26 protein-coding genes are annotated in these 25471 nt (G+C 70.1%); 8 read left to right on the top strand and 18 right to left on the bottom strand.

Going from position 1 to position 25471, the window contains the following annotated elements; translation table 11 throughout:
• Positions 1–119: 119 nt before the first annotated feature.
• From flaF to EDD54_RS07685, 9 genes are all read right to left on the bottom strand, one after another.
• Positions 120–491, bottom strand: coding sequence for a flagellar biosynthesis regulator FlaF (gene flaF, locus EDD54_RS07725; RefSeq protein ID WP_126541620.1), 372 nt, complete (start codon positions 489–491; stop codon positions 120–122).
• Entirely contained in the window at positions 430–867 is a 438-nt protein-coding gene (flbT, locus tag EDD54_RS07720; RefSeq protein ID WP_126541621.1) for a flagellar biosynthesis repressor FlbT, read from the bottom strand. Before flbT ends, flaF begins: the two co-directional genes overlap by 62 nt.
• Before the next feature lie 17 nt (positions 868–884).
• Positions 885–2048: a flagellin gene (locus EDD54_RS07715; RefSeq protein WP_126541622.1), complete on the bottom strand. Its 1164-nt coding sequence runs from the start codon at positions 2046–2048 to the stop codon at positions 885–887.
• Between the two features lie 167 nt (positions 2049–2215).
• Positions 2216–3073, bottom strand: a complete 858-nt coding sequence (locus EDD54_RS07710) for a flagellin N-terminal helical domain-containing protein (protein WP_126541623.1) — start codon at positions 3071–3073, stop codon at positions 2216–2218.
• A gap of 250 nt (positions 3074–3323) precedes the next feature.
• Complete coding sequence (locus EDD54_RS07705; RefSeq protein ID WP_126541624.1) at positions 3324–4178, bottom strand: flagellin N-terminal helical domain-containing protein; 855 nt, start codon at positions 4176–4178, stop codon at positions 3324–3326.
• Between the two features lie 329 nt (positions 4179–4507).
• A complete protein-coding gene (locus tag EDD54_RS07700) occupies positions 4508–5311 on the bottom strand; it encodes a hypothetical protein (RefSeq protein ID WP_126541625.1) in 804 nt (267 codons plus the stop codon).
• 17 nt (positions 5312–5328) lie between these two features.
• On the bottom strand, positions 5329–6114 hold the full coding sequence (locus tag EDD54_RS07695) for a hypothetical protein (RefSeq protein WP_126541626.1): 786 nt from the start codon (positions 6112–6114) through the stop codon (positions 5329–5331).
• A 23-nt stretch (positions 6115–6137) separates the two neighbouring features.
• Positions 6138–6917: a hypothetical protein gene (locus tag EDD54_RS07690; RefSeq protein WP_126541627.1), complete on the bottom strand. Its 780-nt coding sequence runs from the start codon at positions 6915–6917 to the stop codon at positions 6138–6140.
• A gap of 21 nt (positions 6918–6938) precedes the next feature.
• Positions 6939–7727, bottom strand: a complete 789-nt coding sequence (locus EDD54_RS07685) for a hypothetical protein (RefSeq protein ID WP_126541628.1) — start codon at positions 7725–7727, stop codon at positions 6939–6941.
• A 198-nt stretch (positions 7728–7925) separates the two neighbouring features.
• Here EDD54_RS07685 and EDD54_RS07680 point away from each other — a divergent pair, with 198 nt between their 5' ends.
• Positions 7926–9611 carry a CDP-glycerol glycerophosphotransferase family protein gene (locus EDD54_RS07680; protein WP_133673970.1) on the top strand — a complete coding sequence of 562 codons (1686 nt, stop codon included), beginning with the start codon at positions 7926–7928 and terminating at the stop codon, positions 9609–9611.
• A gap of 15 nt (positions 9612–9626) precedes the next feature.
• On the opposite strand, the gene EDD54_RS07675 is transcribed toward EDD54_RS07680, so the two are convergent.
• From EDD54_RS07675 to EDD54_RS07655, 5 genes are all read right to left on the bottom strand, one after another.
• Positions 9627–10070, bottom strand: a complete 444-nt coding sequence (locus tag EDD54_RS07675) for an adenylyltransferase/cytidyltransferase family protein (protein ID WP_126541630.1) — start codon at positions 10068–10070, stop codon at positions 9627–9629.
• Positions 10071–10179: 109 nt separating this feature from the next.
• Positions 10180–10638, bottom strand: coding sequence for a FlaG family protein (locus tag EDD54_RS07670; protein WP_126541631.1), 459 nt, complete (start codon positions 10636–10638; stop codon positions 10180–10182).
• A 262-nt stretch (positions 10639–10900) separates the two neighbouring features.
• The gene (locus EDD54_RS07665; RefSeq protein ID WP_126541632.1) at positions 10901–11380 is read right to left on the bottom strand and encodes a flagellar protein FlgN; all 480 of its coding nucleotides are present in this window, start codon (positions 11378–11380) and stop codon (positions 10901–10903) included.
• Positions 11377–11691 (bottom strand): rod-binding protein, encoded by a 315-nt coding sequence (locus EDD54_RS07660; RefSeq protein ID WP_126541633.1) that lies wholly within the window; start codon positions 11689–11691, stop codon positions 11377–11379. The genes EDD54_RS07665 and EDD54_RS07660 overlap by 4 nt, the downstream gene beginning before the upstream one ends.
• Positions 11691–12806 (bottom strand): flagellar basal body P-ring protein FlgI, encoded by a 1116-nt coding sequence (locus EDD54_RS07655; protein ID WP_126541634.1) that lies wholly within the window; start codon positions 12804–12806, stop codon positions 11691–11693. The genes EDD54_RS07660 and EDD54_RS07655 overlap by 1 nt, the downstream gene beginning before the upstream one ends.
• A 222-nt stretch (positions 12807–13028) precedes the next feature.
• On the opposite strand from EDD54_RS07655, the gene EDD54_RS07650 reads away from it, so the two are divergent.
• Complete coding sequence (locus tag EDD54_RS07650) at positions 13029–13472, top strand: flagellar assembly protein FliX (RefSeq protein ID WP_126541635.1); 444 nt, start codon at positions 13029–13031, stop codon at positions 13470–13472.
• Between the two features lie 140 nt (positions 13473–13612).
• A complete protein-coding gene (dksA, locus tag EDD54_RS07645) occupies positions 13613–14029 on the top strand; it encodes an RNA polymerase-binding protein DksA (protein WP_126541636.1) in 417 nt (138 codons plus the stop codon).
• Between the two features lie 308 nt (positions 14030–14337).
• Here dksA and flgH read toward each other — a convergent pair whose 3' ends face one another.
• The 4 genes from flgH to flgF are packed head-to-tail and all read right to left on the bottom strand — an operon-like array spanning position 14338 to position 17657.
• Entirely contained in the window at positions 14338–15099 is a 762-nt protein-coding gene (flgH, locus tag EDD54_RS07640) for a flagellar basal body L-ring protein FlgH (RefSeq protein ID WP_126541637.1), read from the bottom strand.
• An 8-nt stretch (positions 15100–15107) separates the two neighbouring features.
• The gene (gene flgA / locus EDD54_RS07635) at positions 15108–16097 is read right to left on the bottom strand and encodes a flagellar basal body P-ring formation chaperone FlgA (RefSeq protein ID WP_126541638.1); all 990 of its coding nucleotides are present in this window, start codon (positions 16095–16097) and stop codon (positions 15108–15110) included.
• A gap of 12 nt (positions 16098–16109) precedes the next feature.
• Positions 16110–16895: a flagellar basal-body rod protein FlgG gene (gene flgG / locus EDD54_RS07630; RefSeq protein WP_126541639.1), complete on the bottom strand. Its 786-nt coding sequence runs from the start codon at positions 16893–16895 to the stop codon at positions 16110–16112.
• Between the two features lie 21 nt (positions 16896–16916).
• Positions 16917–17657: a flagellar basal-body rod protein FlgF gene (gene flgF / locus EDD54_RS07625; RefSeq protein WP_126541640.1), complete on the bottom strand. Its 741-nt coding sequence runs from the start codon at positions 17655–17657 to the stop codon at positions 16917–16919.
• Between the two features lie 298 nt (positions 17658–17955).
• Here flgF and EDD54_RS07620 point away from each other — a divergent pair, with 298 nt between their 5' ends.
• The 5 genes from EDD54_RS07620 (at position 17956) to EDD54_RS07600 (ending at position 25398) form a co-directional block, all read left to right on the top strand.
• Positions 17956–18468, top strand: coding sequence for a flagellar basal body-associated FliL family protein (locus EDD54_RS07620; protein WP_126541641.1), 513 nt, complete (start codon positions 17956–17958; stop codon positions 18466–18468).
• A gap of 13 nt (positions 18469–18481) precedes the next feature.
• On the top strand, positions 18482–19693 hold the full coding sequence (gene fliM / locus EDD54_RS07615) for a flagellar motor switch protein FliM (protein WP_126541642.1): 1212 nt from the start codon (positions 18482–18484) through the stop codon (positions 19691–19693).
• Positions 19690–20163 (top strand): DUF6468 domain-containing protein, encoded by a 474-nt coding sequence (locus EDD54_RS07610; protein WP_126541643.1) that lies wholly within the window; start codon positions 19690–19692, stop codon positions 20161–20163. The genes fliM and EDD54_RS07610 overlap by 4 nt, the downstream gene beginning before the upstream one ends.
• A gap of 7 nt (positions 20164–20170) precedes the next feature.
• On the top strand, positions 20171–21460 hold the full coding sequence (locus EDD54_RS07605; RefSeq protein WP_126541644.1) for a MotE family protein: 1290 nt from the start codon (positions 20171–20173) through the stop codon (positions 21458–21460).
• A gap of 86 nt (positions 21461–21546) precedes the next feature.
• Complete coding sequence (locus EDD54_RS07600) at positions 21547–25398, top strand: tetratricopeptide repeat protein (protein ID WP_126541645.1); 3852 nt, start codon at positions 21547–21549, stop codon at positions 25396–25398.
• Positions 25399–25471: the final 73 nt, after the last annotated feature.

Genomic DNA, 25471 nt, shown 5'->3' with positions numbered 1-25471 from the left:
GCGTCACGCCCGTTTCAGCAACCGTCGTCGGCGGTCCGGCCGCGCATGTCGATTGGCAGAGGGGAGCCGGCACGCGTCGCCCGCGGCCGCGCCGACCACGTCGCCCGCGCCCGCCCGCCTCAGCCGGCGGAACCGCGCAGGCCGGCCGCGATGTTGGCGTTGATGTTGATCAGCGTCGAGATGCGGTCCGGGGTCGGCTCGGACAGGATGCGCATCGAATGGCTGAAGATGAAGACGGCGAGGTTGGCGACGTTGTTCTTGATCGCGGCCGGCAACGGGTTGTCGGACCGCGTCGCCGAGGTCGCCAGGATGGTCCAGAGCTTGCGATTGTAGGTGATCGCCTCGTCGAGCGCCTCGCGGGAGGCGTCGGGCTCGTCGCGCACGCTCTGCAGGCGGGCGGCGGCCTTGATCAGCAGGGACGCCTCGAGCTCACGGGGATTGGCCGTCGTCTGCTGCGTCCGCTGGTAGGCCTGCGCCCCGTGATTGTACATGGCTGATCAGCTTCCGCTCGTACTCGATGAGACCGCGTGCTTCCTTTAACGCTTTGTACAAGGCGCCACTTAATATGTGGTTACTTATACGCGTTATGTAAGGTAACGCGCTCGGCGCGGCCTCCAGGATGTCGCGCACCAGAGCAAAGTAATCGTCCTGGAACTTCCCGACTTCTTTCGCGAGGTACATCAGCTGGACCGCCAAGTAGATTCGCTTGGCGGGGCTGTCCGCGGTGCGCGGCGTGAGGATGTCCTTCTCGCGCAGGATCGGCGCGGACCCTTCGATGAACAGACGGGTCCGCTGATTGTCGTTGGTGATGACCGAATCGCCGATGATGATGCGCTCACCCGGCTTCAGTTCGACCTTGAGGGCCACGGTGCGTCCTCCTCCGGTCAGCCGCCGAGCAGGCGCAGGACGCCCTGATCGGCCTCGTTGGCGAAGGACAGCGCGCTCGACGAGAACTGCTGGCGGATCTGCAACGCCAGCAGATTGGCGCCTTCCTCGTTCAGGTCGGCGCCGATCGTCGTCTCGGCGCCGGTGACCAGCGTACCGGAGAATTCCTTCATGAAGGTCTCGCGGTTCTGCAACATGGTCAGGTTGGTGCCGAAGGCGACCGAGATCAGCCGCAGGGTGTCGCGCGCGGACTGAACGCCCTCGGCCTCGGCCGTGGTGGCGTCGGCGTCGAACCAGCCCGACGGCGTCGCGTCGATGCTGGTGCCGTCGAAGGATCCGCCGGCGACGCCGCCGTCGATGGTGACGCCGACCGCCGCCTCGATCCGTAGTACGCCGTCGGCGCCGTAGCTGGCTCGCACGCCCGCGTCGGCGTTCGAGAGCGACGACGCCAGCGAGGAGACCGTGGTGTCCGCACCGATGGTGACGCTGGAGAGGAGGGCGCCGTCGCTCTGGCGGCGGATCTCGACGGTGTCGCCGATCGCGAACTGGTCCGAGGCGTTCGCGGCCGGATCGGTGGCGGCGAGCGGCGTTCCGCCGGGGGCGAGCTTGGTCTCGGCGACGCCGATCGTGCCCTCGTCGATCCGCTCGAGGCCGAGGGTGCGGCCGACGTCGGAGAGGTCGCGGGCGGCGATGACGATGGCGTCGCGGGCCTCGTCGCTGAAGTAGAGCTTGAGGTCGTGGCCCTCGCCGAGCAGCAGGTTCTTGCCGCGGTAGCTCGAATCCTTGGCGACGCCCTCCATCTGGTCAAGGAGGTCGTTGAACGACTTGGCGAAATCGGCGCGGGCGAAGGCGTCGTCGCTCTGGCCGGCGCGGTTGACCACCGCCTTGGCGGCGTCGAGCAGTTCGTCGATCGACGAGATGCCCTCGCTGGCGGCCTTGACGATCTGGACGCCCTGGCCGAGCTGGTCGAGCGTGCGATCGAGCTCGGAGGCCTGGTTGGTCAGGCTCTGGGCGGTGAAGAAGGAGGCCGGATCCTCGAAGGCGTCGTTGACGCGCTGGCCGGTCGAGATGCGCCGGCTGGCGACCGCGGACTGGTCGATGGCGGTCCGCAGCGAGGAGATGGTGTCGCGGGAGGCCCGCGTCAGGTCGACTGTGGTGGCCATGGCCTATCGGGGACTCGCACGTTCTGTGACGATGTCCAACGATAGCGCGGCGTATGGTTAACGGATGGTTAACGCGGCCGGCGGGCGGTCCCGTCGCCCCCGGAAATGCGACGGGCGCCCGGATGGCGCCCGTCCCGATGTCGTGTGCGTCGGCGGCGTCCGCCGCGTCAGCCGAGCAGTCGGAGCACGTTCTGGTCGGCCTGCGAAGCGAAGGAGAGGGCGGTGGAGGACAGCTGCTGGCGCGTGTTGAGGGCGAGCAGCTTGGCACCTTCCTCGTTCTGGTCGGCGAGCGTCAGCTTGTCGGCACCGCTCTGCAGGGTGTTGACGAAGGACTTGGTGTAGTCCTGGCGGATCTGCACGCTCGACAGGTTGGTACCGAAGGTGGCCGACTGGACGCGCAGCTGGCTGAGGGCGCCGTTGATCGAGTCGATCGCCGTGCCGATGGCCGCGTCACCGGTGGTGCCGAGGGTCCAGTCGCCCGAGGTGATGTCGGTGAGCTCGAGGCCCGACGAGGCGCGGGTGATGGTCGAGTCGGTGTAGTCGATGCCGCTGATCGTCAGGAAGTTCTGCGCCGACGAGGTCCGCTCGTTGAAGATGACCTTGAGGTCGTCGCCCTTGAGCAGGTTCTTGCCCTTGTAGCCGGAGTCCTCGGCGATGTCCTCGATCTGGCCGAGCAGCTTGTTGTACTCGGAGGCGTAGGTCTCGCGGTCGGTGGCCGAAGAGCTGGCGAGCGCCTGGTTGGCCTTCGCCTTGGCGGCTTCGGCGAGCTTGGTGATGGCCTGGATGCCCTCGTCGGCGGCCTTCAGCGTCTGCACCGCCTGCCCCATGTCGTCGAGCAGGTTGGTCAGGTCCTGGCCACGGTCGTTCAGGGCGGCGGCGGTGAAGTAGGAATTCGGATTGTCGAGGGCCGAATTCACCTTCTTGCCCGTGGCGAGGCGGTTCTGGACCAACTCCTGCTGCGTCGAGGTCTGCTGCAGGGCCAGAAGGTTCGCGCGAACGCCGGCGGCGAGAGTGACTGAAGACATTGCAAACTTCCCGTTCTAGGCTTCGTCGGCCGCCTCGTTCTGGGCGGGTCACGGCAAAGAGTGACCGTTTAACCTTAATCCGCGGTAAACGGCTGCGATCGTTGGTGAACGGGACGTTTTCACCCGCGGCGGGGCGCCGGTGCGGGCGTCGTGGACGGGATCCGGGGGGCGGCTTTTCGCGAGACCGACGCGCAAAAAGAAAGCGGCGGGGGAGGGCCCCCGCCGCGATCGAAACCGAAGGTCGGTCGGATCAGAACAGTCTGAGCACGTTCTGCTCGGCCTGCGAGGCCAGCGACAGCGCCGTCGACGCGAGGCTCTGCCGGGTCTGGAGCGCGAGCAGCTTGGCGCCTTCCTCGTTGGAGTCGGCGTTGGTCAGCTTGTCCGCGCCGCTCTGCAGCGTGTTGATCACCGACTTGGTGAAGTTCTGGCGGTTCTCGACGACGGTGAGGTTGGTACCGAAGGTCGAGGCCTGGTTGCGCAGCGTGGTCAGCGCCGAGGTCAGGCTGTCGATCGAGGTGTTGATCGCGTCGTCACCGGTGGAGCCGGCGGTCCAGTCGCCGGACGCGACGTCGGTCAGGCCGAGGCCCGAGGACGCCGAGGTCAGCGAGGAGTCGGTGTAGTCGATGCCGCTGATCGTCAGGAAGTTCTGGCTGGAGCCGGACTTCTCGTTGAAGACGACCTTGAGGTCGTCGCCCTTGAGCAGGTTCTTGCCCTTGTAGCCGGAGTCGTTGGCGATGCCTTCGATCTGGCCGAGCAGATCGTTGTATTCGCTGGCGAACTTCGAGCGGTCGGTGACGGACGAGCTCTGCAGGGCCTGATTGGCCTTGGCCTTGGCGGCCTCGACGAGCTTGCTGATCGCCGTGATGCCCTCGTCGGCGGCCTTCAGCGTCTGGATCGCCTGGCCCTGATCGTCGAGCAGGGTCGAGAGGTCCTGGGCGCGGTCGTTGAGGGCCGACGCCGTGAAGAAGGAGTTCGGATTGTCGAGGGCGGAGTTGACCTTCTTGCCGGTGGCGAGACGGCTCTGGGTCTGGGACATCAGGTCCGTCGTCTGCTGCAGAGCGACGAGGTTCTGGCGAACGCCCGAGCCGAGAGTGATGCCGGCCATTTTTGTCTTCCTTCCTGGTACGTTTTGACGCCTCTCGTCCTGAGAGGTGCCCCTATTCAAAGAGACCAGGAAGAATCGACCGTAAAAGAACTTGGTAAACGTCGGTCAAGATTAATATTGGGTTCCTCGTGACTTGGGGTCGTTTACGTTAACCATGCCTCTTAAACATGGGTTTGCCATGCGCCGTCTCATTCCGCTTCGCAGAATGCAACGACGGCGACGGGAAAGATGAACGGGTGATGACGATGCCGATGCGCGCCGGCGGCCCCGGACGCGCGGCGTGGTCGGCGCGGCGTCGTCCGGGCCGGCGGGGCTCGTCGGCCCTTCGTTCAGAGACCGAGGCGGGGGCGCAGGGCGTAGCGCAGCGCGGCGTTGCCGACGGTGCGGCGGTCGCCGACGTGGAAGATGATCTCGTCGAACACGAGGTGGATCTCGCCGCCGAGCCGTTTCACCCAGCGCTGCGAGAAGGCGTAGTCCTCGCCGAGCGTGGTGCCGCCGCCGCTGGCGACGGCGTCGAAGCAGCGCAGGTAGCCGCCGTCGACGCCGTAGGCGCGGGCGGCGGGCGGGGCCTCGGCGTCGTAGTCCTCGGGTAGCTCGTCGCGCATGCGCTCGAACACGGAACGGGCGATCAGCATGATGCCGGTGCCGCAGCGCCCGATCGGGATCAGCGAGCCCTGGTGGCGGACGTAGGCCGGCGCGCCGGTCTCGTCGTAGCCGACCGGGAAGGCCGAGGGGTCGGGGATGTAGTCGTTGCCGGCGATCTCGCAGATACGGATGTCGTCGAAGCGCCGCGCCATCTCGGCGACCTTGGTGACGTCGAGGCTGCGCTTCGGGGAGACCACGCCGACCACCGGCTTGGCGGCCGCCAGCATCTTCTCGACCAGTGGCGGGAAGAAGCCCATGTCGGAATCGAAGAACAGCAGGTGGGTGAGGCCGGTGTCGTTCAGCACCTCGCTGGCGTAGGCGTTGCGCACGAGGCGCAGGTCGTGCGTCTCGTGGAAGCGCAGCACGAAGGTTACCTCGGGGTGACGCTCGGCGAAGCTCTGGATCAGCTGGACGACGGTCTCGCAATATTCCGTGCACAGGCCGCCGTCGGCGGTCGGCGTCGCGATCAGGATGCGGGCGGGCTGCATCGGGTCCTCCCGCGGGGTCAGATGAGCCCGAGCTTCAGCTTGCTGGCGAAGTGGCCGACGAAGCGGTACTCGCCGGAGCGGGTGACCGAGGCCTCGAGGGCGGTCCAGATCTCGCCGGCGCAGTCGCCGGTCCACAGCTTCGCGAAGCCGGCGCCCTCGACCGCCTGGTCGGAGCGCAGGTTGCCGGCGTATTCGAAGCACTCCAGCACGGTGTCGCCCTTGTAGCCGATCTTCCAGTAGTCGCTCTTGACCTCGCGCAGCAGGAGATCCGGCCGCTTGGCCGCGACGGCGAGGAAGGCCTCGCGCTTGACCACCAGCACGCCGGCGCCGCAGCTCTTCACCCGGGCGAGGCGGCCGCGCACGATCGGCTTGGAGCCGCCGCCGGGGGCGGGCGTCAGCATCAGCTCGCCGTCGCCGCCGACGTAGGTGGCCGAAACCGCCTCGGCGACCGCGGCGTCCTCGATGCGGCGGGCGGCGGCGACGAAGGCCTGACGGTCCCACTCGCGGGTGGGGTAGGGCGCCGCGACCACCGGCAGATCGGCGTCGACCATTTCGGCCAGCGTCTCGGGGGCGACCGAGATGTCGGGATCGACGAGCACGAGATGGCTGTACTGCGGGTCGACGTAGACGACGCTGGCGAGGGCGTTGCGGGCGAAGCCGACCACGGTGCAGTTGGCGACCTTGTGGTGCACCGGCATCTTCGGGCGCTTGGCGCGCATGTACTCCATGAACTGGACCACCATCTGGAAATGGCTGGTCGAGATGCTGCCCCGGTTGTTGGGGGTCCCGAAGAGGATGGCCATCGGCTCGGAGGTCCCCGCTCGCGTCAGGTTTCGCCGGTCAGCGCCATGCGCCGGCGGAAGTCGCCGGTGACCACGCGCGTGCCGGCATGGCGGATGGCGCCGTCGGGCGCGACCCAGATCTCCCCGCCGCAGCGTTCGCGCCAGCGGGTGGTGAAGGACAGGTCCTCGCCGACCAGGATGCCGGTGCGGCCGTGCGAGAAGGAGAAGAAGCGCACCAGCGGCTCGGTCAGACCGATCGCCGCCAGCGCCGGGCGCACCGCGGTTTCGGCGAGCTCCGGGCAGACGAGGCGCATGGTCTCGAAGACGTCGCGGCGGATCAGCAGGATGCCGGCGCCGGTCTGCAGCGCCGGGATGAAGCCGGCCCTGGAGGCGTCGTCGTCCGGGTCCATGCCGACGAGGTCGAGGTCGGCGACGTCGGGGGTGTAGGAGACCGCGCAGACCTCGGCGGCGAGCGGATTGGTCATCTCGCGCGAGAGCCGGCGCCAGGCGTCGAGGTCGCGGTGGCGCTGCGGCGCGATGGTGCCGACCACCGGGCGGTCGAGCGCGATCATGCGCCGGATCAGCTCGGGGTTGAAGCCCATGTCGGTGTCGATGAACAACAGGTGCGTGAGGTCGTCGGACTGCAGCACCCGGTTGGCGAGGACGTCGCGGGCAAAGGCGACCGAGCGGCCCTCGGGCATCTCGATCTCGAAGGTCACGTCGGGCCGGGTCGCCAGGAAGCTGCCGACGAGGCCGAGGATCGCCTGGGCGAAGATCGGCTCGACCTCGCCGTCCGCCGATGGGGAACCGATCAGGATGCGCATCGTGTCCGCCCTCCCGCCCGCTCAGACGTGGCCGAGCTGGAGCTTGGTCAGGAAGTGGCCGGCGACGGTGTCCTCGACGCGGCGCTGCACCGGCTCCATGAAGCAGGCCCACAGCTCGCCGCCGCAGGCCTCGGTCCAGCGCCGGGTGAAGCCGTCGTCCTCGCGGAAGAAGCCGTCGACCGGCTCGGGGATCGGGTCGAAGCACTGGATCACCGGGCCGGTGATGCCGAACTGCTTGTAGGGGTCGGGGGCGACCTCGAGCACCGTGGACGGCACCTTTTCGGCGATGCGCTCGAGCGCCTCGCGGCCGATCAGCAAGAGGTCGTTGCCGATGTCGCGCACGCGCATGAAGCCGTCGCGCAGGATGAGCTCCTTGGCGCCGTGCTGGTCGGGGTCCTCGACCAGGATCACCGACGAGCCGCCGCCGGCGTATTCGAGCGCGCAGACCTCGGCGTCGGCGCCGGTGTCCATCTCGCGCGCGAAGGCGGCGAAGACCTTGCGGTCGAAGCTGCCGGTCGGATAGGTCGCGCCGACCACCGGTTCGCCGAAGGCGAGCATGCGCTCGAGCAGGCTGGGGCGGAAGCCGATGTCGGGGTCGACCAAGAGGAGGTGGGTGAAGCTCGGGTCGCGCCAGACGATCGAGGCGAAGGCGTTGCGGGCGCGGTGGACGACGGTGGCCTGCGCGATCTTGAGGTCGAGCGAGATGTGGTCGTAGGTCTTGCCGAAGGACGAGAACAGGGTGACGAGCGTCTGGAGACAGGTCGTGCTGACCGACTGGCGGTAGGCCGGGACGCCGACGAGGATCTTCATGGCCGAATGGCTCCCCCTGGAATTTAACGAAACATGAAGCGGCGTGGTTAAGGGCGGGTTAATCCGCCGTCCCGTTCGGAGCCGAAGCGCGGAAAGCCGGGCTTCGGCCGTCGCGTTTCGCGACGGGGAGGGTTAACGCGCCGTTAACGATGCCGGTCCACTCTCGCCCGGAAAACGGGCCGGCGGTGGGATCTCGCGATGGCGGACGGCGTCAACAGGACGAAGGCGAAGCGGGCGCGGGCGGCGGTGCGCGCGGCTACCGCGCGGGCGACGGCGGCCACGGCCGATGTTCCGCCCCCGGCCCTGGCCGGGCCGGATCTCGCCGCGCGGCTCGACGGGCTGGAGGCGAAACTCGCCGAACTCGGCAGCCGTCTCGCCGGCGAGATCGCCGCCCTGGCGAAGGCGCAGCGCGGCGCCGGAACGGGCCTCGCCGCGGCGGCGTCGGCCGCACCGGCCGCGCCCGCCGCCGGCGGGCTGACCGGCCTGCTCGGCGGGGCGAAGACGGCCGCCGCGACGCCCGCCGCATCGGCCGGGGGACCGTCGCAGGCACAGTTGGACCGGCTCCAGGCCAAGCTGGTCGAGCGGGTCGACCAGCGCGCCGAGCAGTTGCTCGACGCCCAGATGAAGATCGCCGAGGGCACCTCGAAGGCGCTGCAGCAACTCGCCGTCCAGGTGCGCGCGACACGGCAGGTCGCGGCCTTCGGCGCCCGCGGCCGGACGCGTCGGCGTTGGCGCGTGGTGTTCCTGGTCCATTTCGTCGAGGCCTGGGAGGCGCTGGTCGGCGTCCACCGGTCGATGCTGGGCGACCCCGACTTCGACGTGATCGTGGCGACGCTGCCGCGCTGGCGGCGCGATCGGCGCGCCTTCGAATACGAGGACGCCATCTCGGCCGTGCTGACCGAGCAGGGCATCGACCACATCCGCCTCGGTGGCGAGGGCGAGCAGGGCATCGAGGTGCTCCGGGCGCTGGCGCCGGACGTGGTGTTCCGGCAGTCGCCGTGGGACAGCGACATCCCCCCGCAGTTCGCGGCGTCCGAACTCGGCTTCACCCGGATCTGCTACGTCCCCTACGTCTACTATTCCGCCAACTTCGATCCGCAGCAGTACGACCAGCCGCTGCATCGGCTGGCGTGGCGCTATTTCAGCGCCAACGCGGACGACCTCGCGCAATACTCGAAGGTCAACTTGCTTCGCGGCCGCAACGCCGTGCTGACCGGCTATCCGAAGTTCGACGCCATCCTCGACCTCGCCGCGGGCGTCGGCGACGAGGCCTGGCCGATCCGTCGGCCGGGGCGGTCGATGCGGGTGATCTACGCGCCGCACCTGTCGATCGGCGGCCAGGGCCTCGGCTTCGGAAACTTCCCCGAGGTCTACCGCGACGTCTTCCGGCTCGCGCGCGAGAACCAGGACGTCGAGTTCGTCTTCAAGCCGCACCCGACGCTGCTCGACGTCTGCGTCGCCTCCAAGCTGATGAGCGAGGGCGACGTGCGCTGGTTCGAGGAGAACTGGGCCAAGCTGCCGAACACCGCGACGGTGACGTCGAACCAATATGCGCGCCTGTTCGCGGCCTCGGACGCGCTGATCTCGGAGGGCATCTCGTTCTTCTCCGAGTATACCCTGTTCGACAAGCCGCTGATCTTCCACGAGAACCGCACCAACAAGGGCTTGAACGCCGCCGGCGCGTTCCTCTACGACGGGCTCTACCGGGTGAAGAGCTTCCCGGCGGCGGTGGCCAAGCTGCGCGAGGTGCTGGCGCCCGGCGGCGACACGCTGGCGCCGGCGCGGGCGGCCAACATCCGCCGTCTCCGGCCGTTTCCGGGCGAGGCGGCACGGAACGTCGTCGAGGCGGTCAGGGCGGGGCTCGCCGAGGAATGCCCGCGCTGAAGGCGGGAATCCCGATCACGCGGTGCGGCGCAGCAGGCTCTCGCCGCGGGCGATGATGTCGGTCTTGCGCATGGTGGTGGAGACGCCCTCGGTGCGGGGCAGGTAGACGACGTCGCAGAGGTCGGCGAGGTCGTCGAACTTGCCGGCCCAGTCGTCGCCCATCACCACGACGTCGATGCCGTAGTTGACGACGTCGCGGCGCTTCTGCTCCCAGGAGTCCTCGGGAATGACGAGGTCGACGTAGCGAAGCGCGGCGACGATCTCGGCGCGCTCGGCATAGGGCTGGACGCAGACCTTGTGCTTGATCGCGTTGAAGGCGTCGGTGGAGACGGCCACGATCAGGTGGTCGGAGAAGCCGCGGATGCGGCGAAGCAAGTTGACATGCCCGATGTGGAGCAGGTCGTAGGTGCCGTAGGTGATGGCGCGCCGATAGGTCCGGGACGTGGATTCGCTGGACATGGGCTCACCCGCTCGCCGCGGCGGGCCCGATCGCGGGCCGCGGACCGGTTCACCTTGCGACCGTCGTGGTTAACGCTTCCTTGACGCGGGGGCGTCCCCCGCGACCGGGTCACGCGGTGAGGTCGTAGGCCGCCGTGCGCGCGGGTGTCGTCGCCGTGCCGCCGCCGACGCCGCGCTCGCCCCAGGACTGGATCATCTGGCGCATGCGCAGCATGGCCTCCTCCGGAACCTGTTCGATCACGTCGCCCGACTGCACGTCGATCTTCTTGAACACCAGCGCGCGGGTCTCGGGATCCATCTCGATCTCGCGATCGACCGAATCCTGTTTGACCTCCTGGGTCTTCTTGCGATTTCCGGTGCCGTTGAGAGCGACGTCGATGGCGCCCTGCCTGCTGCTGCCGTCGTCCTCGGTGGCGGAGCGCAGGAAGTTCTTCTCCGACTTGGCCGCCTCGGTGACCGCCGCCTGCACGGGCAGGTCGGTGCGAACGGATTGCTCGCTCGCCGCCGGCGCTCTCGGCACCGGCTGGGTCACCCCGGTCACGGCCGGTCTGACGCTGCCGATTTCCATTGTCTCGGTCCTTGGCTCGGCACGGATCCTCCATGCCGATCACCACGTTGGGTCCGGGACGCTAAAGTCGCGTTCAAGCGTTCGCTAAAATTTTAGGGAACTCCGGTTTCCGTGTGCGAATCGCCCGCTCCGGTCCGGTCGGCGCCCATGAGGCACCGGAGGGTCTTAACGAAGATCCAACGCGGCGGCGAAAATGCGGGCCCCCCTCGAAGGCCGCGGTTCACACCCGCACGACCGGGGCGAGGTCGGCCGTGGCCCCGTCTCAGAGATTGCGGTTGATCGCGATGCCCCGGGCCGCGACGGCGGCGGCGGTCGGCAGGGCGCCGCGCTGACCGTAGGTGCGGGCCTGTCCGGCGGTGCCGACCTCGGTCGCGACCGAGCGCAAGAGCCCCTCCGCGACGTCCTGGGCGGTGGCGAGCACCGCGAGGTTGATCTGGACCTCGGCGCGGAACAGGTCGTGGCGTCGGCGCAGCGCGTCGATGCCGGCGGGGTCGTAGGCGGCGAGCGTCTTCATCTCGTCGCGGGCGAGCAGCATCAGCCGGGTGTAGAGCGCGGCCTGCTCCTGCTTGGGCTCGGCGAGTTCGGCGGCGGCGCGCAGCTTGCCGGCGCGAACGAGGCGGGTCTCCTCCTCGAGCAGGGCGAGGAGGTCGTCCATGGACTTGCCGAGCGCGGCGATCACCTTGACGGCGATCTCGCGGGAGGTGATCTGCGCCGGCCGGGCGGGGCGGGCCTGGGTGTTCATCCGTTGTTCGCTTCCTGGATCTGCAGCAACTGGTGCGCGATCGGCTCGGCGAGCCCGAAGCCGCCGGCCTTCTCGATCGACTTGGCGTATTCGTCGACGAGCATCTCCCGCCAGCTCTGGTTCGCGTTGCCGTCGCCGTTGAGGGGGTCGACGGCGATTCCCTCGAACATCGCCTTCATGGTCTCGGCGATGAACACCGACTCGAAGTCCTGCGCCTGACGCATGGCCTCGGCCTTGTCCCGGGTCGCCTTCGGCGTCCGGACGGCGGGGGCATAGCGGGTGGTCGTGGCGAAATCGAGGGCGCCGTCCATCACATCACCTCGACGTCGGCCTGGAGGGCGCCGGCGGCCTTGATGGCCTGGAGGATCGAGATCAGGTCGCGCGGGCCGAGGCCGAGGGCGTTGAGGCCGTCGACGAGGTCCTGCAGCGTCACGCCGGACTGGATCACGGCGAGGCGGCGCTCCTTGTCGTCGAGGATGTTGACCTGGGTGCGCGGCACCGCGGCGGTCTGGCCGTTGGAGAAGGGCGCCGGCTGCGACACCTGCGGCGTCTCGGTGATCATCACGGTGAGGTTGCCCTGGGCGACCGCCACGGTGGAGACGCGCACCTCCTGGCCCATCACGATGATGCCGGTGGCCTCGTCGATGATCACCTTGGCCGGCAGATCGGGCTCGACGATCAGCTGCTCGACCTCGGTCAGGAGGTCGACGATGTTGCCGTCGTATTTCTTCGGCAGCGACAGCCGGACCGTCGACGGATCGGTCGGCTCGGCGACGCCGGAGCCGTAGAGGTCGTTGATGGCGAGGGCGATGCGGCGGGCGGTGGTGAAGTCGGGGTTGCGCAGCGACAGCCGCACCGAGGCCATCTCGCCGAGCCGGAAGGCGATCTCGCGCTCGATGACGCCGCCGTTGGCGATGCGGCCCTGGGTCGGCACGCCGCGGGTGATCTCGGCGGCGGCGCCGGTGGCCTGGAAGCCGCCGATCGCGATGGCGCCCTGGGCGATCACGTAGACCTCGCCGTCGGCACCCATCAGCGGCGTGACCAGCAGCTGGCCGCCCTGCAGGCTCTTGGCGTCGCCGAGGGCGCTGACGTTGACGTCGATCCGGCTGCCGGCGGTGGCGAAGGGCGGCAGGTGCGCCGTCACCATCACCGCCGCGGCGTTGGCCGTGCGCATGTTGGCGTCGCGGACGTTGACGCCGAGGCGCTCCAGCATCGCCTGCAGGCTCTGCTTGGTGAAGGGCGAATTGTTGAGGCTGTCGCCGGTGCCCTGCAGGCCGACGACGAGGCCGTAGCCGATGAGCTGGTTCTCGCGAACGCCCTCGACATTGACGATGTCCTTGATCCGCGACGCCGCATCGGCGGCCACCGCGGACAGGACGAGAAAGATCGCGCACAGGGCGCAAACCAGCCGCATCCGTTTCACCATCGTCGATCCCGTCCCCACGGGATGCTCCCGACCGTTCGATCCGCAAGCGCCGTGCCAGAGCCGTCTCCGCCACAGGACGTTGATTTGGCGGTGTTTCCGGATCCGTGGTGACGGCAGGGTCCGGTCCGGGCGGCAGGCTTTGCCCGGTCGTTAACGGCTCGTTAACCGATCGCGGCCGAAATTGCCGATCGGAAACGAGTTCGTGCGAACCGGGTGCGCGGGATGAGGATCAGCGGGACGGGTCGGCCGGTCGGACTGCAGGGCGGCGTCCAGGGCGCGCGCACGGGCGGATCCGGTGCGGCCTTCGCGCCGGCCGCCGCCGAGGCCGCGCCGCGCGCCTCCGCCTCCGGGCCGTCGTCCGGCCCCGCGGCGCTCGCCGGCCTCGACGCCCTGCTCGCCTTGCAGTCGATCGATCCCGACGGGCCGCGCCGCAAGCGCCGGGCCGCCAAGCGTGGCCACGACCTCCTCGACGTCCTCGAGGAGATCAAGGTCGGCCTGCTCTCGGGCACGGTGTCCGGCGCCGCGCTCGATCGCGTGGTGGCGCTGCTCGGCACGCTCGAGAGTTCCGGCGACGACGGACTCGACGCCCTGATCGCCGACATCAACCTCCGTGCGGAGGTGGAACTCGCCAAGCTCGGGCGCTACGTCGACCGTCCCGGAGCGTGAGCGACGACCCATAACATACGGAAACGAAACGGCATTCGGAATAGTCATGGGATTGCGACGCACTGCGGCGATAGTCGTTGTGGCGCGCGGTCGCGATGGCTATATTCCCGCCCGCGTTCGACGCTGGGAGAGGACTTCGTATGTCGATCGAACTGGCTGAGGACTACCGGCCGACCGAAGACGAGCCGTTCATGAACGACCGGCAGCGGGAGTACTTCAGGCGCAAGCTGACCGCCTGGAAGGACGACATCCTGCGTGAGAGCAAGGAGACGCTCCAGCATCTCCAGGACGACAACATCAACCTGCCCGACATCGCCGACCGTGCCTCGTCCGAGACCGATCGCGCGATCGAGCTGCGCGCCCGCGACCGCCAGCGCAAGCTGATCTCCAAGATCGAGGCCGCGATCAAGCGGATCGACGACGGCTCCTACGGCTATTGCGAGGAGACTGGCGAGCCGATCTCGCTGAAGCGTCTCGACGCCCGCCCGATCGCGACGCTGTCGATCGAGGCGCAGGAGCGTCACGAGCGCCGCGAGCGCGTCTACCGCGACGACTGAGCGCGGCCGGCCGCCCGACCCCGCGCATCGGAAACGAAGACGGCGCCGCCCGCCAGGGCGGCGCCGTCTTCGTTCGTGGAACGGGACGAGCCCGTCGGGCGCGGCCGCCTTCGACTTGGGGAGCCGGCGACCGCGCCCGAGGGGACGTTGCGGACCGCCGCGGCCTGGGGATGCCGCGGGTCCGCGAACCGCCGGCGGCCCTTGGGGAGCGGCGCCGCACGGCGGAAGGCCGCCCGGGCGGCCGATGCTTGGGGAGCGCCGGCCGGGCGGACGGGGTGGCGACGCGGGACCCTCGTCCCGCGCCGCGATCAGAACGGCAGCAGCACGTCGAGGACCTGCTGGCCGTAGCGGGGTTGCTGGACGTCGGTGATCTGGCCGCGGCCGCCGTAGGAGATGCGGGCCTCGGCGATCTTGGCGCTGTCGATGGTGTTGTCCGAGCCGATGTCTTCGGGCCGGACCACGCCGGCGACGATCATCTCGCGGACCTCGAAGTTGATCCGGACCTCCTGGCGGCCCTCGATGACGAGGTTGCCGTTGGGCAGCTGCTGGGTGACCACGGCGGCGACGTCGGTGGTGACGTCCTCCGAGCGGTTCACCGTGCCGGTGCCGCTCGACGCGCTGGCGCCCTTGTTGGAGACGAGCGCGTCGGCGCTGGTGCCGCCGGGCAGCACGCTGGTGATGCCGTTGCCGAGCACGCCCTCCATGCCCATGGAATCGCTGGAGGTGCGCGAGCGCGCGGTGGAGTTCTCGATCTCCGCCTTGTCGGTGATCCGGACCTTGACCGTCAGGATGTCGCCGATGTTGCGGGCGCGCTGGTCCTTGAAGAAGGTGCGCGAGCCCGACTGCCACAGCGAGGCCGGGGCGTAGCTGACCGGCTGCACGACCGGCATGGGCATCTGCACGGGGCGGTAGCCGGCCTGGGCGGTCGGGTTCTCGATCGCCGACAGCGCGGGGGCCTGGCCGACCTGCGACAGGCGGTCGGCGGCGCCGCCGCAGCCGGCGAGCGAGACCACGACCAGGGCTAGGCCGGGGAGGGTGCGGGCGAGGGTGGGGGCCGGACGGCGGGACATGGCGGCTCTCACTGGGTCAGGGCGGCGGTGGCCGCCGCGGGATGCTGGGTACCGCGCGCGACCGTGACGACGCCGTTCGCGGTGACGATGCCCTCGACGGTGCGGCGGCTCTGCTCGTTGAGGACGGTGACGGTCTCGCCGAGCGCACCGTCGGCGAGGGCGCGGCCGCGGGCCGACAGGGTGATGCCGGGCCGGGCGTAGCTCAGCGTCACCTGCTCGCCGCGCAGCACGAGGCGCGGCGGCTCGAGATCGACCGGGCTCAGGGTGTCGCCGCCGCGCAGGGCCCGGCGGGCGGCGAGGCCGACCACCGCGTCCGGCTCGGCGAGCGCGCTGCGGCCCATGCGGCGGCGTTCGACGCGCTCGACCGCGATGTCGTCGGCGCGCACGACCTGCCGGCGCTCGAGGTCGCGCTTCAGCACCACCACGTCGATCATCTCGACGGCGCGGCCGCCGACCTCGACGGTGCGGGTCTCGGCGCCGACGTCGACGGCGAGGCGGGCGTCGAAGCGGCCGGAGCCGCCCTGGACCGACAGCGCCACCAGGGTGACCGGACGGTCGGCGCCGGCGTCGGCGGTGATCGGGCCGACGAGGGCGTCGAAGTCGATGTCGAGGCTCTCCGGGGCGACCCGGAGGCGGCCGGCGACGGCGTCGCGGACGAGGGTGGTCAGCATCGCCTCGTCGACCTCGGTGCCGGCGCGGACGACGGTGACGACGTCGATCGCGGTCGGGTCGACGGCGAGGCCGGCGGCGCGGGCGGCCGCGAGGGCGTCGGCGGCGGGCAGGGCGCCGTCGACGCCGGCGTCGGGCGAGCGGAACACCGGCGTCGCGGCGCGTTCGCCGGCGCCGTCGAACAGGTCGCCGAGGGTGACGAGGTCGGTCGTGACGATGGCGTGCGGCCTCAGCGTCGCCGCCGCGGCGGGCCGGAGCGTGATCAGCGTCGCGGCGAGCGCGGCGATCAGCGCCGCGCCGACGAGGCGCAGGAGGAAGGCACGGGTCATGGATCGGCCTCCTTACTTCAGGTTGGCGATCGCCTGGGACATCTCGTCCGCGGCCCGGATGATGCGGGAGTTCATCTCGTAGGCGCGCTGGGCGGCGATCAGGGACGACAGTTCGGAGACGGGGACCACGTTGGCCATTTCCAGGTGGCCCTGGAGCATGGTGCCGAAGCCCTCGTCGCCGGGGTTGCCGACCAGCGCCGCGCCGCTCGACGTCGTCTCGACGAACAGGTTGTCGCCGATCGCCTCGAGGCCGGCCTTGTTGACGAAGCGGGCGAGCTGGATCTGGCCGAGCACGGTCGGCGTCGTCGCGTTGCCGACCGTGACCTGGACCGTGCCGGTCTGGCTGATCGTCAGGTCCTTGGAATTCGGCGGCACGGTGATCGCCGGCAGCACGGAATAGCCGTCCTGGGTGACGATGGTGCCGGTGGCGTCGATCTCGAACGAGCCGTCGCGGGTGTAGCCCGTGCGGCCGTCGGGCATCTGGACCTGGACGTAGCCCTCGCCGCGGACGGCGACGTCGGTGTCCTTGTCGGTCTGCTCGATGTCGCCCTGGCTCATGATGCGCGGGGTGGCGACGACGCGCACGCCGGAGCCGACCTGCACGCCGGCCGGGACGATGGTGCCGGCCTCCGACGTGCTCGCGCCCTGGCGGCGGAGGTTCTGGTTGTAGAGATCCTGGAAGTCGACGCGCTGGCGCTTGTAGCCGGTCGTGCGCATGTTGGCGATGTTGTTGGAGATGATGTTGACGTTCATCTCCTGGGCCATCATGCCGGTGGCGGCGATGTTGAGAGCTTTCATTCGTCCCTATCCTTCCACCGGTCAAGCCTGCAGCGAGCCGAGGCGTTCGATCGCCTTCGAGCTCAAGTCGCTCTGCTTCTTGATGAGATCGGAGATCTGTTCGTAGGCGCGCGTGACCTCGATCATCGTGTTGATCTCGACGATGCCCGAGACGTTGGACCGTTCGATCGCGCCCTGCTTGACGCGGGCGTCCGGGTCCGCCGTCGGCGCGACCTGCGACCGGAACAGGTTCTTGCCCTGCTTCACCAACTGGCCCGGGTTGGCGAAGTTCACGATCCGGAGGCGGCCCTTCTCGCCGGCGCTCGACGACACCGTGCCGTCCGCGCCGACCGCGACGTCGTGCTCGTTGCGGGCGAACACGATGTCGCCGCCCTCGCCCTGGACGGGGTAGCCGTCGGGCGTGACCAGACGGCCCTGGGAATCCAGGACGAAATTGCCGCCGCGGGCGTAGCGTTCGCCCTCGGGGGCCTGCACCACGAAGAAGCCCTCGCCCTCGATGACGAGGTCGAAGGGATTGCCGGTGAGCTCGATCTCGCCTTGGCTGAAGTCGGTGACGGTCGCCTTTTCCCGGACGTAGCTGTCGCGGGTGTCGCGGCGCTCGAACAGGTTGGTGCGGCTCTTCGGCATGAAGGCCTCCTCGGAACCGAGGTCCTCCCGCTTGAAGCCGGCGGTCGTCATGTTGGCGAGGTTGTCCGCGATCACCGTCAGCTTGCGCTGAAGGACGATCTGACGGGAAAGCCCCACCAGAGAGGCGTTCTCCATGTGAATCCCCAAGTCCTGGCGGACCCGCGGGAAGCGCTCCCCAGCGCCGCGGCTCCGACGACTGCCTCGCAGGAGCCGTGCCAACTCGAAAATCCAATGAAAACAGCGGCATCGTGGTGCAGGAGGGTTAACCGCGCGGTAACGAAGCTGCCGGGTGCCGGGTCGGGGCGGCAGGATTTGCCGGGGAGTTAACGAACCGTCAACGTTTCGTTAACCATTGCGGCCGCAACGTCCACCGGAGGGACGGGACGGCGCCGCGCGAGAGTCGGCGACGCGGGATCCGGCGGGCGAGCGGGGCATGGCCAAGGACGACGAGGGCGAAGCGGAAGGCGGCGAGGGCAAGAAGGGTCTGAAGGGCCTCCTCGCCAACAAGAAGCTCGTCATCGCGGCGGGCGGCGGCCTGCTGCTGCTCCTGGTCGGCGGCGGCGGCGCGGCCTTCATGATGATGGGCGGCGAGCCCGACCCGGCCGAGACCGCCAAGCAGATCGTCGAAGAGCAGCAGCCGACGGCCTACTACTACGACCTGCCGGTGATGATCCTGAACCTCTCCACCACCGAGAACCACGCCGCCTACGTCAAGCTCCAGGTCGCGCTGGAGCTCTCGGACGAGAACATGCTGAAGCTGGTCGAGCCGAACATGCCGCGCGTGCTCGACGCCTTCCAGACCTACATGCGCGAACTCCGGGTGTCGGACCTGCAGGGCTCGGCCGGGCTGTACCGGCTGAAGGAGGAACTGCAGCGCCGGATCAACATCGCGGTCTATCCGGCGCGGGTCGACGACGTGCTGTTCAAGAACGTCATCGTGCAGTGAGGACGTGAGCGCGATGGAAAACGAGGACGAAGACCTCTCCGCCGACTGGGGTGCCGCGCTCGCCGAGCAGAAGGGCGGCGACATGGACGACCTCGCGGCGGAATGGGGCGCCGCGCTCGAGGAGCAGGGCGTCGAGAACGCCGACGCCGTCGCCGCCCAGTGGGCGGCGATGATCGACGACAACGACGGCGAGCTCGACCAGACCTCGCGCGGCGCCGATCGCGTGCTGAACCAGGAGGAGATCGACAACCTCCTCGGCTTCAACCTCGACGACCATTTCGCCTCCGACCAGAGCGGCATCCGCGCGCTGGTCAACTCGGCGCTCGTGTCCTACGAGCGCCTGCCGATGCTGGAGATCGTGTTCGACCGGCTCGTCCGCGAGACTACGACCTCGTTGCGCAACTTCACCTCCGACAACGTCGAGGTCTCGCTCGATTCGATCTCGTCGGTGCGTTTCGGCGACTATCTGAACTCGATCCCCCTGCCGGCCATCCTCTCGGTGTTCAAGGCCGAGCAGTGGGACAACTACGGCCTCGTCACGGTCGATTCCTCGCTGATCTACTCGATCATCGACGTGCTGCTCGGCGGCGGCCGCGGCACCACCGCGATCCGCGTCGAGGGCCGGCCCTACACCACGATCGAGATGAACCTCGTGCGGCGGATGATCGAGATCCTGCTCGCCGACGCCGCCAAGGCCTTCGCGCCGCTGACGCAGATCGACTTCACGCTGGAGCGCCTCGAGACCAACCCGCGCTTCGCGCCGATCTCGCGGCCCGCGAACGCCTGCATCCTGGTGCAGTTCCGCGTCGACATGGAGGACCGCGGCGGCAAAATCGAGATGCTGCTGCCCTACGCGACCATCGAACCGATCCGGCATCTGCTGCTGCAGATGATCATGGGCGAGAAGTTCGGCCGCGACACCATCTGGGAGGGCCATCTCGCCACCGAGATCTTCCACGCCGGCATCGCGGTCGACGCGGTGATGTGCGAGGAGGACCTGCCGCTGTCGATGGTGCTCGACCTCGAGGTCGGGCAGACGCTGGTGTTCAACGTGTCGCCGCAGGACCCGATCGCGGTGAAGTGCGGCAGCGTGCACCTGACCACGGGGCACATCGGCCGGCTCGGCGAGAAGGTGTCGGTGAAGGTGAACCGGCCGCTCCGGCGGCCGCGCATGACGCTGGCCGCGTTCGAGCGGGCGGTGCAGAAGGAGCTGGAGCAGACATGACGACGGGTTTCTCACTCGGAATGGCGATCGAGGTCGTGGTCGCCGTGCTGCTCGTCCTCACCATCGGCTATTGCATGGTGCTGAACCGGCGCCTGACCCGGCTGCGCGCCGACGAGGAGGTGCTGCGCGCCACCATTGCCGAGCTGATCACGGCCACCGAGATCGCCGAACGGGCGATCCTCGGCCTCAAGGCCACCGCCAACGCCTGCGAAACCTCGCTCGGCGGCCGGATGAAGGCGGCGGAGGCGCTGGTCGGCGACCTCGACCGCCAGCTCGTGGCCGGTTCGGAGATCGTGCGCCGGATCGGCGCCATCGTCGGCGCGGCGATGCCGGGCAAGGCGGCCGCGCCCGCGCCCGAGACGCCGGCGGCGCCGGCCCGCGAACCCGCCGCCCGCGGCCTCCAGGCCGCCGCGGAAGCCGCGGCCGAGCGGCTCGCCGCCTACCGCCGCTCCCGCGAGGAGGCCGCCTGAGCAAGCCATGAAGACGCTCCGCCTCCTCCCGATCGTCCTGTTCGCGACCTCGGCGCTGCTGGTGCTGAAGCTGGTGGGCCTCGCCACCGGCGCCGGTTCCTTCGCGCTCGGCCCGGTCGCGGCGGTGGCGGCGGGCGACGGCGGACACGGCGGCGAGGCCGAGGGCGGGCACGGCGCCGCCAAGCCGGCCGACGCGGAATCGATCGAGGACCCGATCATCCTCGGCGCGCCGCTCGACCTCGCCAAGGAGGCCGAGGCGCTCGCCAAGCAGCAGGAGGGTGGCGGCCACGGCGGCGGTCACGGCGCGCCGGCCGAGGGCGGTCACGGCGAAGCGGCCCCCGCCGAGGGCGGCCACGGCGAAGCCGCGCCGGCGGAAGGTGGCCACGGCGAGGCGGCTCCGGCCGCGGGCGAGCACGGTGCCGCTGCGCCCGCCGAGGGTGGTCACGGCGAGGCGGTTCCGGCCGCGGGCGAGCACGCCGCGGCGCCCGCGGAAGGTGGACACGGCGAGGCGGCTCCGGCCGCCGGTGAGCACGGCGCGGCGCCGGCCGAGGGCGGTCACGCGGCTCCCGCCGAAGGCGGTCACGGGGCTCCGGCCGAGGGCGGACACGGTTCCAGCGGCCCCAAGCTGCCCGAGGGCGTCTCGACCGTGCGGCCGGAGGAGTACCAGCCGCCGGGTTCGACCTCGGAGGCGGCCGTCCTCGAGGCGCTCGGCAAGCGACGCGACGAACTCGACCGCCGCCAGCAGGAGATCGACGTGCGCATGAAGCTGCTGCGCGCCGCCGAGATCCGGCTGCAGCAGCGCGTCGACGAGCTGAAGTCGATCGAGAACCAGCTGAACACGGTGCCCGGCGGCGGCGGCGCAGCGGCAGGGCAGGGCGGGGCGGCCGCCCCCGGCGCGGCGGCGGCCGAGCAGGAGGACGAGCAGATCAAGGGGCTGGTGCAGCTCTACGAGGCGATGAAGCCGAAGGCGGCCGCCGAGGTGTTCAACTCGCTCGACGTCTCCGTGCTGACCGCCATCGCCCGCAAGATGAACCCGCGCAAGCTCTCGCCGATCCTGGCGGCGATGGCGCCTACCAAGGCGGCGCGGCTGACCCTGCTGCTCGCCGGCGACCAGGGCCCGCGCCAGATCGTGGTGCGCATGACCGACGAGCCGTCGTCCCAGGCGCCGCTGGCGATCCCGCTGGTGCCCGGTGGCACCCCGGACGAGATGACGATCCCGGTGCCCGAGAGCGGCGGCGACGCCGGGCCGACCGATCCGGCGGCGTTGCCGAAGATCCAACCCGCGCCGAACGGCTGATTCGAGCCTTCGATTTAACGGCGGCTTAAACGCGCGTCCGTAGGGTCGTCCCGAGAGGCCGCAGGAAGCGGCCGGTGGGCGAGGCCATGGTGACAACTGAACGCCGGAATGCGGTCGGTGTCGTCGACCGGCCCGGCGGCGACGTCGGGCGGTGGATCGCGTCCGTGGTATGCCTCGTCGCCGCGCTCCTGTGGACGGTGATGACCGCGGCGGCCCAGGCGGTCTCGGTCGAGATCAAGCCCGAGGCGAATTTCGGGCGCATCATCGTCTCGTTCGCCGACAAGAACATCCTGCCCGCCTACACGGTGAACACCGACAACGGCGTGCTCGTGCTGCACTTCGAGGACCCGGTCGAGATCGACGTCTCCCGGGTGTCGTCGATGCTGTCCAAGTTCGTGATGATCGCCCGCGCCGACCCGGAGGGCCGCGGCGCCCGCTTCGCGCTGACCCGCGGCACCCGTGTCAACACCATGGAAGCGGGTCCGAAGCTGTTCCTCGACTTCCTGCCGGCCGACTGGGCCGGTCCGCCGCCGCGGCTGCCCGACGAGATCATCGCCGAACTCGCGCGGCGGGCCGAGGACGCCGCCCGCCGCGCCCGCGAGGCCGAGATGCTGAAGGTGGCCGGCTCCAAGGCGGCCAAGCTCGACCTCACCGTCGCCCGCGCGCCGACCTTCAGCCGGTTGACGTTCCATTGGAACGTTCCCTTCGAGGCCGATTTCCAGCGCCAGGATTCCGGCGTCAGCGTCCGCTTCAACCGCAAGGCCAAGGTCGACCTGTCGACCGTGCGGATGGACATGCCGCCCTATCTGGACGACATCTCCACCGAGAGCGACGACGACGGCATCACGGTGCTGCTGTCGGTGCAGCCGAGCGCCGACGTGCGCGCCTTCAAGGACGAGAACACCTACGTCGTCGACATCCAGGGTCACGTCGACCCCGCCGCCCTGCGCCCGCACGACGCCATCGTCCACGCCGCGACGCGCGACGGCAGCGAGGCGCCGCCGACGGCCACCGAGGAGGTGCACGCGCCGGGCGTCGAGGACACGACCCCGGTGGTTCCGGCCGGCCACGCCGCCGAGGGCCACGGTGCGACGCCGGCTGCCGAGGGTCACGGTGCGCCCGCGCCGGCCGAGGGTCACGGTGCCGCACCGGCAGCCGACGGGCACGGCACGGCGGCGTCCCATGCCGCGGACGTCGGACACGAAGTTCCGGCCGAGGGCGGTCTCGCCGTGCTGCCGCCGGTCCCGGAGGCCCACGACGCGGCCGCCGACAGCCACGCCGCCCCCGGCGGCCACGCCGCTCCCGACGCGCACGAGGCGCCGCACGCGACCACGGCCGCCGACGCCACGGCCGAGGAATACGCCGCCCCGTCGTCCGCCCGGGTGAAGCCGACGGGTGGGCAACTCGCCGAACTGCCCGACGGCGGCGACGAGCACGCCCTCGCCGACGGCACCATCCGGGTCGAGGCCAAGCGGATCGGCAGCGCGACGCGCGTGGTCTTCCCCTACCACGGCGAGATCGGCGCGGCCCTGTTCAGCCGTGGCCCGGCGGTCTGGCTGGTGTTCGACGATCCCTCGCCGATCGACGCGGCGCCGTTGCAGGACGCGCTGGCCGGCTACGCCCGTTCGATCGAGCCGATGAAGATCGGCGGCGAGGCACAGGCGATCCGCATCGAGATGGCAGAACCTCTGCTCGCCACGCTGAACCCCGAGGGCACCTTCTGGGTCGTGACGATCGGCGACATGGTGATGGCGCCGACCCGGCCGCTGCCGATCAAGCGCTCGATCGCCGGCGACGGCGCGGCGGCGCTGGAGATCCCGTTCGGCCCGGTTTCGGCGATGCACCACATCACCGACCCCGCTTCGGGCGACGAGGTCCTGGTGATCACCGGCCGCGGCCAGCCGCGCGGCCTGATCAAGCCGCAGACCTTCGCCGAGGTGGAGGCGCTGTCGTCGGCGCACGGCCTCGCCTTCCTGCCCAAGGTCGACGACCTCCAGGTCAAGTCCGAGGGGGAGCTGGTGTCGCTGCGCCGTCCCGGCGGCCTCTCGATCTCCACCGACACGGCACCGAAGCGCGCCGCCGTGCTCGACCTGCCGGCGTCGATCGGCTCCTCGCTCGGCGGACGGCCCGGCTTCGTCGACTTCGCCGACACCGAGGCCGGCGACGCCGCCGACTTCTGGCACAAGCGCCACGACCTGATGGGTCAGGTCTCGCAGGCGCGCGAGAAGTCGGACCGGGTCGACCGCTGGTACAAGCTCGCCAAGTTCAACCTCGCCAACGGTCTCGGCTCCGAAGCGCTCGGCATCCTGCGCCTGATCGGCTCGATCGCGCCGGAGGAGGAGACGTCGCAGCGCATGGCGGTGCTGCGGGCGGGCGCCTCGCTGCTGATGCACCGCCCGACCGAGGCGCTGTCGATGCTCGACCGGCCCGAACTCGCCGACAGCCCCTATGCCGCGGTCTGGCGGACCATCGCCGACGTCGACCTCGGCCGGCACACCGACGCGCGCAAACAGATGCCGCGCGCCGAGGAGGTGATCGGCTCGTTCCCGCGGGTGATCCAGCGCCGCTTCATGCTGGCGTCGGTGGCGACCGCGCTCGAGCTCAACGACTACGCCAAGGCGCGGACGCTGCTCTCGGAAATCGACCCGAAGGCGCTGAGGCCTGACGAACTCGCCGAACTCGACCTCCTCAACGCCCGCGCCATCGACGCCGACGGTCACGCCGGCGACGCCATCGGCATCCTTTCCAACGTGGTGCGCACCGGCCGTGGTCCGGTGGCGGCCGAGGCGACCTACCGGCTGGTGCTGCTGCAGCGCCGCGAGGGGCTGATCACCCTCGACCAGGCGCTCGACCGCCTGGAGCAACTGGCGGTGGCCTGGCGCGGCGACGACATCGAGCTCAACACGCTGCGCACGCTCGGCCAGTACTCGATCGAGAAGGGCAACTACCGCCGCGCCTTCGAGGTGATGCGCTCGGCGATGCAGATCGACCCGAACGCCCAGACCACCCGGCTGATGCAGGACGAGATGCAGGCCGCCTTCGCCTCGCTCTACCTCGACGGCAAAGCCGACGAGATGAAGCCGACCGAGGCGCTGGCGCTCTACTACGACTTCCGCGAGCTGACGCCGAACGGCCGGCGCGGCGACGCCATGGTGCGCAAGCTGGCCGAGCGGCTGGTCGACGTCGACCTGCTGCCGCAGGCCCAGCAACTGCTGACCTATCAGGTCGAGAACCGCCTGCGCGGCGCCGCCCGCGCCCAGGTGGCGGCCGACCTCGCGCTGGTCTACCTGCTCGACCAGCGCCCCGACCGCGCGCTGCTGATCCTCAGCCGCACCCGGCAGTCCGAACTGCCGGCCGGCATCGAGCGCCAGCGCCGCTCGGTGGAGGCGCGCGCGCTCGCCGAGACCGGCAAGCCCGACCTCGCGCTCGACCTCCTGAAGCCGCTGCGCGGCGGCGACATCGAGCGCCTGCGCGCCGACATCCTGTGGGAGAACGACCGCTACGAGGACGCCGGCGACCAGTACGAGCGCATGCTCGGCGGCCGCTGGAACGAGCCGCTGCCGCTGTCGGATCTCGAGCAGATGCAGGTGCTGAAGGCCGGCATCAGCTTCACGCTCGCCGGCGACCGCCTCAGCCTCGACCGGCTGCGCGCCAAGTATTCCAAGAAGATGGCCGAGACCGCCAACGGCGCCGCCTTCGAGGCGGTGACGAGCCGGATGCAGGTGGCCGGCGGCAGCTTCCAGGAGGTGGTCAAGTCGATCGCCAACGTCGGCACGCTGCAGGCCTTCCTCGACGACTACCGCAAGCGCTACCTCGAACTCGGCGATCCCAACCGCCCGGCGCTGATCGAGAACGGCACCGCCGTGCCGCTCGGCGCCGGCGGCGGCACCAGCGCCGAGAACACCGCCGCCCCGACGGCACCGCCCGCGGCGGGTTGAGGAAGAGTCTCCGCCGGCTCCCGACGCCCCGGCCGAGCCGGGACGGCGGGAGGTTCCTGCCATCCGGCCGGCG

This window comes from Oharaeibacter diazotrophicus (genome assembly GCF_004362745.1).
Classification (GTDB): Bacteria; Pseudomonadota; Alphaproteobacteria; order Rhizobiales; family Pleomorphomonadaceae; genus Oharaeibacter; species Oharaeibacter diazotrophicus.
Note: the sequence above shows the minus strand (reverse complement) of the source record. Positions and strands in the feature narration are given on the sequence as shown.